The following is a 16,036-nucleotide window of genomic DNA, read 5'->3' on the forward strand; positions in this document are numbered from 1 at the left end:
CAAACAGTTGATAAATAGCCATTTTTATAGGGGAGTATCAGAACTCCCCTACAAACTGTTATTTGCAGTTATCTATACTCATTTGGAATTTCGATATGAAATGTCTCACACAATAACTTCACATCATGTGCATCATTTTCATCAAACTCGTATCCCAGATGAAACATTACTTGACTATATGGTTCAATACAGGAAACCTCTATTTCCTCAATTCTTCCTTTACCCGAAAAAGTTTCTACCGGAAAACAATCCCCATCATAAAGAATTTCACCTTCGTCCGTATATTCAAAACAATGCAAATCAATAATTCTGTTTTTCAAATCTTCCCATACAGTATGGTTCAATGTTGTATATTCCATCTTAATCTCATAAAAGCCATTAGCTTTCATTATTTCTATAAAGTTCTGATAATCGTTCTTTTCTACAAAAATGTCAATATCATTATGGGCTCTTGACTGATATCCAAGAAGAGCATCTACACCCCAGCCACCATCAAGAAAGACTTTAATCTCCGCATCTATTGCAAATTGAAGAATCTGTTTTACATCTGTTATATTGACCATCTTATCATCTCCACAAATTCTAATTAGGCGACCAGAGGAACTGCTGGTCTGTTTGATAAATCTCTGCATTTAGCAGTTTTCAATGTTGCCAAAACGAAAGTTAAGAAGATGTTCCTTTTCTCCATGTCGCTTTCTTTGGCGTAATTTACAAGGTTATTCCACACAAGATAGTTGTTCAGATACTTGGTAGAAACACCGTTAAAGCCACGCATAAACCTCTTTAGCTGGCTATGGTAGCTATTGATATGTTGGATATTATAAATGCCTTTCTTGGCTTTGCCAGTCTTTAACTGCACAAGGTCAATGCCATTGGCATTTGTAAATCTCACATAGGAGTTCATCTTGTCCGTAACAAGAGTGGAATTGGTCTTAATCCTACCATCATAAATATGATGTAAATCTCTTGTAGAAACTCTACCAGTATTCGTAATCTTGGAGATAGACAAGCCATTCCTATTAACCGCACAAGGAACACATACCTTTTCTTGGGACAAGCCTCTGATATGTGTAGAATGACCACGCTTATGAGCCTTGCGTGGCATAGCAAATGTCTTACTCTTGCTATGATTGCCCTTGTACGAGATGGCGAAAAAAGTTTCGTCAGCCTCAATAATGCCGTCAAGGGTAACATCGTCTGCCATATTCTGAAGTGCATCCAAAATCTTGTGTCTCCAAAGGAATGCGGTGTTTCTGTGAATCCCACAAGCAACAGCAGTCTTACGAATGGATAAGCCATTCATCATACAATCAATGTACTGCTCCCACACGGACAAGTCTTTTCTTGTACCAGACACAATGGAGTTCGTAGCAATCACGAAGGACTTGCCACAATCCTTACATACATATCGCTGTGTGCCATCTTTACGATGACCATTGCGAACCACATGGATACAGCCACAAAGAGGGCATACACGACCATTTGCAAAGCGTTCCTTTGCTACGAAATCTTCAATATTCAAAGACTTTACAAAGGCAGGACTTAAAAGCATTGTTTTAAGGCTTTCCTGCTCTGCGACAGTCAACTTACCGATAATATCTAATGCGTCTTTGATAGTAGGCATATCCAATTACCTCCTTCGGTGGTACTGTTTCTTACTATTATTATACGCTATTTCTCGTCAAAATCAACCATTTGTTGTGACAGAGCCTTATTTTATTGACAAATTATAAATATATCTAAATTTTAAGCTAAAAGAAAGCATGAACTACTTTTAAATAAGCTCGCTAGGGTACCTGAGAGCCTCGTATACGAACGATAGGACTTCGTCCGAGTGTTTGTACGTCAAGTGTGCGAATACGGCCATTTTAAGCAAATTTACTATTTTACACAAATTAAAACTCAATTTATTTTTTATACACTTCTTTGTTATGATTTTCTTCTAAAAAATAATTAAAATTAAAATATCATTTGAATAAAGGTATAAGGGATATTGTATAGACTTATCATTGATTGATAAGTCTATACAATATCATGTTTAACAGCTATATAGAAATATATACTTACTTAAGTATATTAATATTTAACTTTGCTCCCGCAAACTTAAACACTTAATAATATACAATTATCTAAAATTAAAAAAATTATAAAAACTAACCAACAAAAAGTTTGAACCATTATAAAAGAACATATTTAAATCTATTTTTAATTTAAACTACCTATCTATTTAAACTTTCCTAATGAAATCTTATGCAAAGTTATAAAGATAATAAAACTTCTCAATTATTCATAACAATAACTATGATAAGAGAAAATAGGAAATAAATTACTAAAATTAAATAATAATAAAAAATATCATTTTTTTACAACAATCCCTTGTAACTAAAGGGGAAATAGTATAAAAATGCATAAAAATAAATAGTCATATTTTAATATAAAATATATTAGTAATCGTTAAATACTATGTAAAATAGCATATTTTAATGGTAAATATAGCTAATATATAGGTATATACGTATATTTTATATCAAACAGTGAGTGTAGAAGTGAATGAAATGAAACGGATACACTCACTGAAATATCTAGTAGAGTATTTATTGAATATTATTTATTTAATTTAATTTTAAAACTATTCTCTCTTTTAAAATAAAATTAAAAAGGGAGGTATCTATAAATGGATACAATACAATTAGAAGGAATAATTGAAGAAGGAACTGAATTTACTAGAAAAGAGGAGGATAGAATTAGAAGGACTTTAGATGGATTAGAAAGTCCTTTTGGGTTTTCATACTGTGATGTATTGAGAAGTGGAGTTATATATGGAAGGAAGGAAACTAAGATAATAGTAAAACTATCTTTTCCTAGATTTTACTTTCAGAACAATGCACACTTGATTACAACTTATGAAGAATGTGCAGAGGTACAAAAGCATTTTGTTGAACAGCTTCAAGAGGATAAACTTTTAAGTAAAATAAAGGCAATTAGGGTTACAAGAGTAGACATACCATTTACTTACTTAATAGAGGAAGGAAAGAATTTTTATGATTATACTAATGTGTTTAAAGTGCTTGCTCTAGCATTTACTAAAACATATAAGGAAATCGAAGTTAAATCTATTGTTGATACTTTGAAGAAAAGAGAGCAAACTATAACTTATGCAGATACTCCAACGATAAGTGGTTATAATAAGAAAATAATTATTTATAATCAAATGAAAAATTTAGACAGTAAAAATAGGGAACCTATAGATATGGAGAGAACTTTAGAAAAATATCCAGATTTACCTAGAAGAATGAGAATTGAAATGTCTAAAAGAATAAAAAGAAAGGAAATGACACTTAAAGAGTTTGGAGAATATGAATTATTTAAAGAGTACTTAAAAAAGTATAAGGAAGAACTAGAAGAACTTTTGTTTGATAAGGAATTACTAGATAGAGTTTATGAAGAAGGAGTAGAAAATCTTTCAGAAATACTCGAGGAGGAGAAGGAATATCGTGGGAATTCCTTTACTTATAAAAAATTTGTTTCGGAGTATAAAGAAGATATTTATGACTATAAGATATTAAGAGAAGCACTTAAAATTGTTATTGCTAAAGAAAAAACTAGGGAGAGTGCAATAACAGAAATCAGAAAAGAATTAAATATTCAAGAAAAAAAAAAGGGGTCAATAGTAATTGGAGTTCGTGCTATTGTAAAGGATATAGCATGTACAATAGAAAAATCCTTTAAAGGTCAAAGAAAAAATAAAGTTAAAGAAGAAGAATGGGGAGATTATCCATTTTAAATAGAGATATGTTATGATATAGATGTAAATTATACTTTTATAGAATTAGTTTATTACCTATACAAAGTATAGGTAATAAAAATTAATTTGTCAAGATAAAAATTAATACAAAAGTTGTTATTTAATTTTTAATATAAGAATATAGTTGAGAGAATCTCTTGAAAAAACTAAAGTTATGAACTATATTCTAGTAAAAATGTTAAACTAACTAATAAAGGGGAGATAACTATGACTAAGCAAGAGTTTGTAGCTTTATATCAAGAGAAAATGGAAATCACAACAAAGAAGGAAGCTGAGAGATTAGTAAATGGATTCTTTTCAACTATAGAAGAAGTTCTAGTAAATGGTGATGATTTATCAGTATTAGGATTTGGAAAGTTTGAAACTACAACTCAATCAGCAAGAACTTGTAGAAATCCTAAGACAGGAGAAGAAATAAAAGTTCCAGAGAAAAAAGTAGTTAAATTTAGAGTTGGAAAAGGACTGGCAGAAAAGGTAGCAAAATAGTATAATTGAAGGGAGTGATAGAGATATTGCTTCCTTTTGTTTTTATTATAGTTTTATGGTAAAATATAATTGAAAAATACAAAATATTAATTACCATATTAGGGGGAGTGTTCCATGCAAAGTAACTTTAATTTTTTGAGAAAAGATTGGAATATATTGGCTAGAATTGGAGAGATGGCAGAGTACAACCTGAATAATGATCCAAATACAGCTATGATAAAAATAAGACAGCTTGGTGAGTACATAGCAAAGGCAATTATAAAGGCCGAGAGAATGGAAGATGTTGAAAGTGATAATCAATTAGATAGAATTAGATTATTAAAAAATACTGAATTGATATCATCAGAAATAGAAGATATACTTCATCTAATAAGAAGAAAAGGAAACGATGCTGTTCATAAAGGATTTGAAGATAAAAAAGAAGCAGAGGTACTACTTTCATTAGTAGTAAAGCTATCGGCATGGTTTAATGAACTTTATGGAAGTGATATAAAGTTTGATTCTACAAAGGTATTTTTTCAAAATCCTCAAGATATAAATTATAAAGAGGCTTATGAGAAGTTATTAGAAATAGTTGAGAAGGATGAAAAAGAAAAGGTATTTGAAAAATTAGATATAGATAAAATAGTAGTAAAAACGATTGATGAAAGAAATAATTTCAGAAAAAGTATCAAGAATAGTGTAGACTTATCAGAAGCGGAGACTAGAATTTTAATAGACCAACAGTTGATAGATGCAGGGTGGGAAGCAGATACAATAAATTTAAATTATAAAACTAAAAAAAGTTTGCCTGAATCAAAAAAGTTTTTAGCTATAGCTGAGTGGCCTTGTATAAAAGATAATGGAGCAATAGGATATGTAGATTACGCATTGTTTTATGGTAAAAAGTTATATGGGGTACTAGAAGCTAAAAGATATCGTGTAGATATAGGTGGAACTTTAAAAAGAGATAGTCGAATGTATTCAGAAGGTCTAATTTTAAAAGATGGAGCTGAATTATGTGAAGGAGCTCCATTTTTAAATAAATACAAAGCTCCTTTTATGTTTTCAAGTAATGGGAGAGATTTTAATCCGCATTTAATAGACAAATCTGGAATATGGTTTTTGGATGGTAGAAGAGAAAAAAATTCAGTAAAACCATTGAAAGGATTTTATTCTCCAAGAGATTTGAAAGAACTATTAGAAAAAGATGATATGTTAGCTAATCACACATTAAAAGAAACATCTTTAGATTACCTATCATCAAGTACAGGATTGAATCTTAGAACATATCAAATAGATGCAGTTAAAGCTGTTGAAAATGCTTTGATAAATGGACAAAATAAAGTACTTTTAACAATGGCAACAGGAACAGGGAAAACAAGGACAGCGTTAGCTATTCTTTATAGAATATTAAAAGCAGAAAAATATAAGCGTGTTTTATTTGTAGTGGATAGATCAACTTTAGGAGAACAAACAAAAGATACTTTTGATAATGCTAAAATTGAAAGTGAGTTACCTATTTCAAAAATTTATGATATAAAAGGTTTAACTGATAAATTTCCAGAGGATACAACAAGAGTTCATATAGCTACTGTTCAAGGGTTAATGAAAAGAATTTTATACTCAGATAATAAACCAACAGTAGGACAGTATGACTGCATTATAATAGATGAAGCTCATAGAGGATATATTTTAGATAAAATTCAAGATGAAAATGAAGAGAATTTTAGGGATGAATTGGATTATAGAAGTAAGTATAGAAGTGTTGTTGATTATTTTCAAGCTGATAAAATAGCATTAACGGCAACACCAGCTTTACATACATATGAAATATTTGGAGAGCCAGTATATCAATATTCTTATAGACAGGCAGTTTTAGATGGATATTTAGTAGACTTCGAGCCACCTTACATTATAAAAACAAAATTATCATCAGATGGGATTCATTATGAAAAGGGTGCAGATGTCAAAGTTTATGATAATGAAACAAAAAAAGTAAATGTTGTAAAAAACATTGAAGACCAATTAGATTTTGATGTAGATAAATTCAATACAACAGTTATAACAGAAGGATTCAACAGAGCTGTATGCTCGGCTTTAGTAAAATATATAAATCCTTTTGGGCCAGAAAAAACACTTATATTTGCAGCGACAGATGAACATGCAGATATGATTGTTAGGATTTTAAAAGAAGAGTTTGATACTTATGGGCAACCTCAAATGAATAATGATATGATAGAAAAATTAACAGGTTCAGTAAAGGATGTAGGAAGATTAATAAAGAAATTTAAAAATGAACCTTATCCAACGATAGCAGTAACAGTAGATTTATTAACAACAGGAGTAGATGTGCCTGCAATATCCAATTTGGTGTTTTTAAGAAAAGTGAAAAGTAGAATTTTATATGAACAGATGATAGGAAGAGCTACAAGAAGATGTGACGACATTGGAAAGGATTGCTTTAAAATATATGATGCTGTTGATATCTATACAGATCTAGAAGAGCATAGCGACATGAAGCCAGTTGTAACAAGTCCTAACTCAAATATAAAAAAATTATATTCAAGCTTAGAAAATTCTAATGGAGATATAGACGCTACTAATTATTTTAAGGATGAAATAATAGGAAGACTTCAAAGAAAAAAGAAAAGATTAGAAAAAAGAGGTCAAGATTTTATTAAAGCTCTTTTTAATGCCAAAAGAGAAGACGAAATCTCAAGTATAGATGAATACATAAGGTATTTAAATAATCTTCCAAAAGAAAATATACATGAGGAACTGATTAAAGAAAAAGAGTTTTTAATTTATATAGATAGCTTAAAGTTAGGAATAAATAAACAAGTTATATCAGATCACAAAGATGAAGTTCAAGAAGTTTATCAAGAGTTTAAAAATAGAAGGCCAGAGGATTATCTAGAGAGTTTCAAAGAATTTATTATTGAAAATGAAGATAAAATAGATGCCTTAAAACTTTTAAAAATGTCACCAGAAAGATTTACTAGAAAAGAATTGAAAGAGATTGTTGCTTTACTGGATGAAGAAGGATTTAAACAAAAGAACTTAGAAGTGGCTTATAATATAGTAAAAAATGAAGATATTCTAACAAATATGATGACTTTTATAAAATATGCTATAAAAGGTTCACCAATAATAGATAAAAAAGAAAAGATTAGTGATGTTATGTCTAAAATAAAAAAATTAAATCGTTGGACAGCACCACAAAAAATAATTTTAGAAAGAATAGAGAAATATCTAGAAAATAATGAAATTTTAACAGAGGATGATTTAGAAACATCTCAATTTAAACAGTATGGTGGCTATAATAGAATTGATAAGCAGTTAGATGGGATGTTAAATGAAATAATAGGCATATTAAAACAAGATTTAATTTTAAATTAATGGGAGAAAATAAATGACAAATAATGAAATTGTACAAAAATTATGGAATTTATGTAATGTATTAAGAGATGATGGAATAACATATCATGAATATGTTACAGAACTAACATACATATTATTCTTAAAAATGGCTTCAGAGTTAGATACAGAAAAGAAAATAGGTATAGATAATAAATATACTTGGAATGAATTAAAAAAATTAGACGGAATTGAGTTGAAAAAAACATATCAACAAATGTTGATAGATTTAAGTAATAAGAGTGGAAGTTTAGGAATTATCTATAGAAATGCTCAAACAAAAATAGAAGAACCTGCTAACTTAAAAAAGATATTTAGTGAAATAGATAAGATAGATTGGTATTCTGTTGATAAAGAAGATCTAGGAGATTTATATGAAGGGCTTTTAGAAAAGAATGCTTCTGAAAAAAAATCTGGAGCGGGACAATATTTTACTCCCAGAGTTTTAATAGATTCAATAGTTAGAATGACAAAGCCAGAAATTGGAGAAAGAATATTTGACCCAGCTGGTGGAACATTTGGATTTATAATAGAAGCAGATAAATATTTAAAAAGTAAAACAGATAATTATTTTACATTAACAGCAGAGCAATATGAGTTTCAAGAAAAAGAAGCTTTTTCAACGTGTGAGCTAGTTCCAGATACTCATAGACTTGGTGTTATGAATGCTTTATTACATGGAATAGATAGTAATTATTTTATCCAAGGAGATACTTTATCTGAGTTAGGAAAATCTTTAAAAAACTATGATTTAATATTATCTAATCCTCCATTTGGAACTAAAAAAGGTGGAGAAAGAGCAACAAGAGATGATTTAATGCACGAAACATCAAATAAGCAATTAAACTTTATGCAAATAATTTACAATTCATTAAAGAAAAATGGAAAATCAAGAGCAGCAGTAATAATTCCAGACAATGTTTTATTTGAAGGTGGAGTTGGTAAGGATATAAGAATTGATTTGTTGAATAAATGTAATGTTCATACAATATTAAGATTACCTACGGGAATATTTTATGCACAAGGAGTAAAAACAAATGTTTTATTCTTTGATAGAGGAGTTACAGAACATGGTAATACTAAAGAGATATGGTACTATGATTTAAGAACTAATATGCCTAATTTTGGAAAGACAACACCATTAACAAAAGAGCATTTTGAAGAGTTTGAAAGAACATTTAATAATGAAGAAGAGAAAGAGAAAATCCAAAGATGGAATAGATTCTCACTAGATGATATTGTAAAAAAAGATTACTCTTTAGATTTAGGACTTATAAAGGATGAAAGTATTATAGATTCAGAAGATTTACCAAATCCGATTGATAGTGCAGAGGAAGCTATATCAAAATTAGAAGAAGCTATGGATTTATTAAGAGGAGTTATAAAAGAACTTCATATTTGTGGAGTTGAAAGCAATGAGTAAGAAAAAAAAGATGACAATAGAAGACAAACTAAAAGAGGCTCTTATATTAGTCAAAGATCAACCATATGCAATACCAAGTAGTTGGAAGTGGATTAAATTAAAAGGAATCTGTGAAGTTAAAGGTGGAAAAAGAATACCCAAAGGGTATTCTTACTCTGAAAAAAAGACGGCTAATTTTTATTTAAGAGTTACAGATTTTGAAAATAAAACAATAAATTTAAATAATTTAAAATATATAACAGATGAAGTTTCAAAAAAAATTGAAAAATATAAGATTACAAATAAAGATATATATATGTCAATTGCTGGGACAATAGGTAAGGTTGGGTTAATTCCAGAAGAATTAAATAATTCTCATTTAACTGAAAATGCAGTGAAATTAACAAATTTACATTATGTAAAAAAGAAATATCTTTTAAATTATTTAGAAAGTTCTTTTATAAAAAATGAAATATCTAAATCGATAGTTTCTAGTGGTCAACCTAAATTAGCAATTTTTAGAATAGAAAATTTTAAAGTTCCATTACCTCCATTAGAAGAGCAAGAAAGAATAGTAAACAAATTAGACTCTATGCTTGGAAGAATAAACGAAGCTAAGGAATTAATAGCACAAGCAAAAGAAACTTTTGAAAATAGAAGAGCTAGTATTTTAAATTTAGCATTTAGTGGAGAACTAACAAGAAAATGGCGTGAATCTAATTCAATAGAAAGTTCTAAAATTTTATTAGAAAATTTAAATAAAGAAAAAATTATATTATGGGAAGAAGAGTGTGAAAAAGCACTAGAAGAAGGAAAAAAGAAACCGTCAAAGCCTAAATTACTTTCAGTAGAAGAAATGATTATCCCAAAAGAAGAACAACCTTATGAAATACCTGATAATTGGGAGTGGGTTAAGTTAGAAGAAATAATTGAATATACGACTAATTTAGATATCCAAAAAAAATTAGATAAAAATGAGACTATAAATTATGTGGATATTGAATCTATTAATAATAAATTATTTAAAATAAATACAATTAAAGAAAAAAAAGTTTCAGAGTTATCAACTAGAGCAAGAAGAGTCTTAAAAAAAGGATATATGATGTATTCTTTAGTAAGACCATATTTAAATAATTTTGCTTTAATAGAAGAAGAAAAAGAAAATTTTATAGGAAGTACGGGATTCGCAGTTTTCAAAAGTAAAGTTTCACCTATAAAATATATATTTTATTATATGCAAACAAATTATATAAAAGAATATTATCAGAGCTTTTTAAAAGGATTTAATTCTCCAAGTATAACAATTGAAAATTTTAATAGTACATCTGTTCCACTACCTCCATTAGAAGAACAAAAAGAGATAGTGAGAATTTTAGATAATGTTTTAGAAAAAGAAGATAAAATCAACGAAATCCTAGAGTTGGAAGAGATGATTGAACTTTTAGAAAAATCAATTCTAGATAAGGCGTTTAGAGGTGAACTGGGGACAGGAAATCTTGAAGACGTTCCTTCACTTGAAGTATTGAAGAATATCTTAGAGAAATAAAATTTTAAAGGATAAAACTATAGATGAGGTATGATTGATGAGTGATAAATATTCTAAAGTAGAAGCTATAATAAAAGATTTGCAGGGAAAAACAGGAATGAATTTTCAAAATGGAGTAAAACCTATTTTAGAAGAGTATTATAAAATGCAAGGAAAAACTTTTACAATGCCAGATCCATCTTATGGTGGAGATGATAAAAATGATGGTTGGGTTGAAGAGGATGGAATTTTTTATCAAATATATGCTCCTATAGTTATAGTGGAAAAAAAATCTATAATAGGAGATTTGAGAGATAAATTTAAAGAAGACTTAGAGGGAATTGCTAATCACGTTACTAAAAATGGTAAATGGGGAGGAAAATTCAATGAATTTATATTCTTATACAATACCCATGATAAAGGATTACCTCCAGAAACTAAAAGTAATTACAAAGAGATTGCTTTAGAGATTTCTAAAAAATATTCATGTAATTTTAAATCTAAGTTAGTAAACCTTGATCATATAAGAGATTTATTAGAACAGTTACCCACAGAAGTTTTAAGTAAAATACTAAGAAGAATGGGAAATTTTACTATAGAGGCTTTAGAGGACATAACTCCAAAGGCAATAATAGATACCATTGAATTGATTTGTGAAAAGGTTCATTACTTTGAATATTCAACAGAGTTTGACTATAGAATTATAACTCCACAGGAAAAATTGGATAAAAATAATCTAATTGAAAATGCTCCAAAGATAAATTTAATTTTGAAAAAGACAATTTTTATGGAACAAGTTGAAGGTGATTTTATAAATTCCGACTTTGTGTTAAAAGAAAAGTTTGATGTTCTAAAAGCTTATATAATAAGAGAGTACTTAGAGTTAAGAAAAAGATTTTTAGGAGATGAGTTGTATAATAATTTAATAGATAACTTATCAAATCTAGTAAATAGAGCTGGATTTATAAAACCAACAATAGAATTAATTGTTGTTTTTCTTTTTGAGAAGTGCGATATTTTTGAAAAGTAAGAGCTAGAAAACTATACAATTTATGGTATAATTTAAATAAAATAAAGTGAGGAGGTGTAAAAGATGATTTTACCAGATAAGTATATAACACCATCTGAAAGTTTAGTCGGAATAGGAGCTTTTCTTTTAGATGTAATTAGTAAAAAAAGTATAACTACAGATAAATTGTGGTCTGATTTTAATAAGAAATATATTGAAAGTAAAATTATAAAATACCCTCCAACATTTAATAAATTTTTATATACACTTGAAGTTTTGTATTTAATGGGAACTATAAACTATAATGAAAAGGGGGAGATATTCAATGAAAATTTTAAAAATTAGTATATTTAACCCTCAAGAAGATTTAGTTAGAGAAGTAAAGTTTAATAAAGAGGGATTATCTGTTATATTAGGAAAGATAATGGATGCTAAACAAAAAGAGAAGAGTTCTAATAGTATTGGTAAAACTTTATTGTTACTTTTTATTAATTATATTTTAGGAAGTAATTCTACGAGCAAGTTGTTTTCAAAATTTTTAAATGGTTGGACAGTAGAGGGTGAAGTTTTAGTTAATAATGAGGAAGTAACTATAAAAAGAGTTATAGGAACAGATGGAGTTTTCTATAAAGGTCAAAAATATGAACTAGAAAACTTTAAAGAGTTATTAGGTATAAATAGAGCAGAGTTAGAAAAAATATTTCTTTTAAAATATAGAGAAAATATAATTAGTACGAGATTTCCAAATCCATCAATTAAAGATTTTGAAGTCTTTTGTTCTCTTATGAATTTTGATTTTGTAGAAGATTTAGAAAAATATGATAAATTAAGAGATGAAAAAGAAAAAAAATCAAAGTCTATAAAAGAGATGTTAAAGATTTTAGAAATCAGTTTAAAAGATATAAAGAAAGAGCTTTTTAATATCAATAAACAGTTAGAAGAAAAAGAAAAAGAAATGAGTGATTTAAACTTAAAATTAGAGGATTTAGATTTAACATCCATTAATTCAAATATAGTAAAAGGATACGCTCAAAATTCAGATACCTTAAAGAAGCTAGAGTTTAAAAGATATAAGTTTCAAATGGAAAATGATAATTTAAGAAGATATTTAGAAGAATCAAATAAGTTAGATAAAGGCTCTTTAATGATTGAAAACTTATATAAAAAAGCAAAAGTTGATTTAGGAGATAAAGTAGTAAAAAGGTTTGATGATGTAAAAGGATTTTTTGAGACAATTTATCAAAATAGACTTTCAACTATAACTAAGGAAATTAAGAATAACGACAATCAGATAAAGGACTTAGAATCTCAAATAGATAGCTTAAAATCAGCTATAAAAGTAGAGCTTAAAATAATATCAGAGAGCAAGTTATATCAAGAGATTATTAATAATATTTCGAAAATAAATTCAGAAATACAAGATTTGAACTATAAAAGAGGGTCCCTAAGTTCTTTAAGTGATTTACTTTTTAAAATTGAAAAAATGGAAGAAGAGATAGAAATAAAGAAGTTAGAAATTTCAAGGAAGTTTGAGGCATATCAAGAAAAATTAACAACGATTAATAACTTTGTATATGAGTGTGTTAAAGATATCTTTGCTACAAATGTGACAGTATTCTTTGACTTTGCAATATCAAATAATGGTAGAAAAAAAAGTCTATTTGATTTAGATTTAACTTTAGATGGAGATACAGGGGAAGGAAGAAAAGCTGTAAAGAACATATTAATGGATTTTATAATCTTTAAATTTTCTAATAAAAGTGAGTTCTTAATACATGATTCAGCATGTTTCTCTGGAATAGATTCAAGAAATATAATTTCTATAATTTTATTAGGAAAACGTATAGCTGAAGAAGAGAATAAGCAGTACATAGTTTCATTAAACACTTTCCAATACTCTGGAATAGATTCTGATTTTGATGAATTAATAAATTCTCAAAAAGTTATTGAATTAACAGATGAAGGAGTAGAAAATAAATTATTGAGAGTTGAATTTAAGTAAAAGGAATATGAAAAAATATAGGTGAAGTAATTTTTTTAATATAAATGAGAACTTTTTTAAAATATTTTTAAAATTAAAATCAGTAGAGCATAATATGGAAATAGGGAGGTGGAAGAAAGAATGGAAAAAAAAGCTTATTTAGAGGTAGTAAATAAACGTTACACTTATTTAGAACTAATAGACTTGTTGCAAAAGAAAGAGATTGTTAGCTTAAAAAATATTAAACAAAAAATCTCAAATGAAAAACTTGAGGACTCAATAATAGAAAATGAAATTGAAATAAAAGTTTTTAAAAGCTATTATTCTGATAAGTATATTCTTTTGACTGGAGGAAAATACTTAGTGGGAATATACAGACAATTAATAGAAAATAAGGATTATAACTATATATTAGAAGAGCTAGAAGATAAGTATAAAATATTGAATAAAATAAAATTAAAAAACGATTCTATTTTTCAAAAAAGTGTAAGATTAAATATTTTATATAGTAACGAAGAAAAAGAAAATAGAAGAGCTGTTTATAAGAGAATAAAAAATATATATGGGATTTCATTAACAAAATTTTTGAAAAATGAAGAGGGAAAAAATAATGGAATTGATAGTTGAGAAAATATTAAATGAACAAGAAAATTTTTTAGTAACTGGAAATAATGGTGTAGGAAAATCATTTTTAGCCTATTCTATATTAGAAAATTGTGAAAATTTTTATTATATAGGAGTGATTAATCACTCATTTAAACTAAGGTTAGTAAAAACACCCATTAAAGATGAAGAGTATGAGTTTAATATAATTACAGAAGAAAGATTAAAAACAGATAAAGTATACGAAGCAAAAGCTTACGATACCTATGGTAGATATGAATTGGATTCAGTTGCAATAGCTTTAGGAATTAAATTTATGGAATTATTAAGTGAAGAGAAGATAAGAAAAGAAGTTGAAAAAATATTAAGTTGTTTTAACATTAAACTAGTAATGGAAAATAATAACTTAATGTTAGAGATAGAAGGAATTAATTTTTATTTAAATGATGGAAAAGATATTTCTATTGGATACCAAACGATTTTAAGAATAGTAACAGAATTATTTTTATTAAAGCTAAAATATAAAAGAAGGTTTGTAATATTTTTAGATGAAGTAAGCAAAAGTTTAGACTGTTTAAATTCTTTAAAATTATTAAAAGTTTTAGAAGAATTTTTTCCAAGATATAAATTTATTATAACAACACATTCTTATGATCTTATATTAGGAACAAAAGACTCTAAGGTTATAAAAATAAACACAGACAAAGTTATACAATATTTTGAAACAAAAGATTTTAAGACAATAGAGGAAATAAGAGAACAAATTTTTGATGTAGTTAATGAAGAAAAGATAGATGAAGTTGAAAAATTATTATATAATATAGGAAATATAATTGATAATTTGCGTAATAATAAAATAACAAGTAATTATGAGAGGCTTGAAAAAATACTAAAAACAGCAGAACTATATAAAGAAAAATCAAATAAAGTAAAAATTATGTATAATTTTGGAAATAAAATATTAGCTGAAAGGAAAAAATAGGTGGGCATTAAATTAATAGATTTTGATATTAGTAAAATTGATTATACAAATTATGTGTATGGTGAAAATTATAAAGATGTGAAAGAAGCTTTGAAAGTTTTAACAGGTGGATTTTGTATGTACTGTTATGATAAAGTAACTCATAATGCTAATCAAGAACATTATATAGATAAGGCTATTGAGGAAAAATTTGTAAATTATAAATATAATATTGTTTATTCTTGTCCAACTTGTAACTCTTCGAAAAACAGACAAAAATTTAGAGAAGGATATAAAGAATTACACGATAAAGCAAAAAAAGAGTGTTCTTACTGTGAACATAAAAATAATATAAAATCATGCTATGATGAATGTGTAACTATTTATAGAGTAAAAAATGGAGTGTATAATCCTTTAAAACATAAAATTTCAGATTATATTGAATTATCACTTTATGCTAGAAAATTTGTTGTAATAACTAGTGAAGACTCTGAAAATATAACAAAATATATAGAAAATGATAGATCGAGGCATATAACAACTTTTTCTTTAAATAGTAAAATAAAAAAAATAATAGATGCAGTCTGTGATGACATATTAGAATATGGACAAATTCCTCAATTTTTATCAAGAAAATATGATAATTTAATGGCTAAGCAAGTTATTGAATATTTTAAAAAATTAGAGAATAACGAAGGATTAAAAAAAGTTCTAGATGAAATAGAAATTTTGATAGAGCTAAGATATACACATTAATATTATAGAAAATATTAATAAGAAATTTAAGAAGAGTTATTGAATCATTAAATAAAAGAATAAAAAATAAAATATTTAAAAGTTAGATTTTAAATAAAAATAATTAGGT

The 16,036-nt window shown here is 27.1% G+C and carries 13 protein-coding genes; 11 read left to right on the forward strand and 2 right to left on the reverse strand.

What is annotated here, in order from left to right:
• Positions 1–68: 68 nt before the first annotated feature.
• Positions 69–563 carry a lincosamide nucleotidyltransferase Lnu(C) gene (gene lnu(C) / locus H5J23_RS13050; protein WP_002837187.1) on the reverse strand — a complete coding sequence of 165 codons (495 nt, stop codon included), beginning with the start codon at positions 561–563 and terminating at the stop codon, positions 69–71.
• Positions 564–586: 23 nt separating this feature from the next.
• Complete coding sequence (locus H5J23_RS13055) at positions 587–1,624, reverse strand: IS1595-like element ISSag10 family transposase (protein WP_002837184.1); 1,038 nt, start codon at positions 1,622–1,624, stop codon at positions 587–589.
• A 1,050-nt stretch (positions 1,625–2,674) separates the two neighbouring features.
• On the opposite strand from H5J23_RS13055, the gene H5J23_RS13060 reads away from it, so the two are divergent.
• The 11 genes from H5J23_RS13060 (at position 2,675) to H5J23_RS13110 (ending at position 15,927) form a co-directional block, all read left to right on the forward strand.
• Positions 2,675–3,784, forward strand: coding sequence for a hypothetical protein (locus H5J23_RS13060; protein WP_185892684.1), 1,110 nt, complete (start codon positions 2,675–2,677; stop codon positions 3,782–3,784).
• 228 nt (positions 3,785–4,012) lie between these two features.
• Positions 4,013–4,291, forward strand: a complete 279-nt coding sequence (locus H5J23_RS13065; RefSeq protein WP_185892686.1) for an HU family DNA-binding protein — start codon at positions 4,013–4,015, stop codon at positions 4,289–4,291.
• A gap of 114 nt (positions 4,292–4,405) precedes the next feature.
• Complete coding sequence (hsdR, locus tag H5J23_RS13070) at positions 4,406–7,672, forward strand: type I restriction-modification system endonuclease (protein ID WP_185892688.1); 3,267 nt, start codon at positions 4,406–4,408, stop codon at positions 7,670–7,672.
• A 13-nt stretch (positions 7,673–7,685) separates the two neighbouring features.
• Positions 7,686–9,113 carry a type I restriction-modification system subunit M gene (locus H5J23_RS13075; protein ID WP_185892690.1) on the forward strand — a complete coding sequence of 476 codons (1,428 nt, stop codon included), beginning with the start codon at positions 7,686–7,688 and terminating at the stop codon, positions 9,111–9,113.
• Positions 9,106–10,638 carry a restriction endonuclease subunit S gene (locus H5J23_RS13080; protein ID WP_185892691.1) on the forward strand — a complete coding sequence of 511 codons (1,533 nt, stop codon included), beginning with the start codon at positions 9,106–9,108 and terminating at the stop codon, positions 10,636–10,638. The genes H5J23_RS13075 and H5J23_RS13080 overlap by 8 nt, the downstream gene beginning before the upstream one ends.
• A 37-nt stretch (positions 10,639–10,675) precedes the next feature.
• Positions 10,676–11,647: a hypothetical protein gene (locus H5J23_RS13085; protein ID WP_185892693.1), complete on the forward strand. Its 972-nt coding sequence runs from the start codon at positions 10,676–10,678 to the stop codon at positions 11,645–11,647.
• A 63-nt stretch (positions 11,648–11,710) separates the two neighbouring features.
• Complete coding sequence (locus H5J23_RS13090) at positions 11,711–11,971, forward strand: ABC-three component system middle component 6 (RefSeq protein WP_185892695.1); 261 nt, start codon at positions 11,711–11,713, stop codon at positions 11,969–11,971.
• On the forward strand, positions 11,952–13,628 hold the full coding sequence (locus H5J23_RS13095) for a DUF2326 domain-containing protein (protein ID WP_185892697.1): 1,677 nt from the start codon (positions 11,952–11,954) through the stop codon (positions 13,626–13,628). The genes H5J23_RS13090 and H5J23_RS13095 overlap by 20 nt, the downstream gene beginning before the upstream one ends.
• A 120-nt stretch (positions 13,629–13,748) precedes the next feature.
• Complete coding sequence (locus H5J23_RS13100) at positions 13,749–14,234, forward strand: hypothetical protein (RefSeq protein WP_185892699.1); 486 nt, start codon at positions 13,749–13,751, stop codon at positions 14,232–14,234.
• Positions 14,218–15,192, forward strand: coding sequence for a hypothetical protein (locus H5J23_RS13105; protein ID WP_185892701.1), 975 nt, complete (start codon positions 14,218–14,220; stop codon positions 15,190–15,192). The genes H5J23_RS13100 and H5J23_RS13105 overlap by 17 nt, the downstream gene beginning before the upstream one ends.
• Complete coding sequence (locus H5J23_RS13110) at positions 15,193–15,927, forward strand: hypothetical protein (protein ID WP_185892703.1); 735 nt, start codon at positions 15,193–15,195, stop codon at positions 15,925–15,927.
• The last annotated feature ends 109 nt before the right edge of the window (positions 15,928–16,036 follow it).

It is taken from the genome of Cetobacterium sp. 2G large (genome assembly GCF_014250655.1).
Taxonomy (GTDB): domain Bacteria; phylum Fusobacteriota; class Fusobacteriia; order Fusobacteriales; family Fusobacteriaceae; genus Cetobacterium_A; species Cetobacterium_A somerae.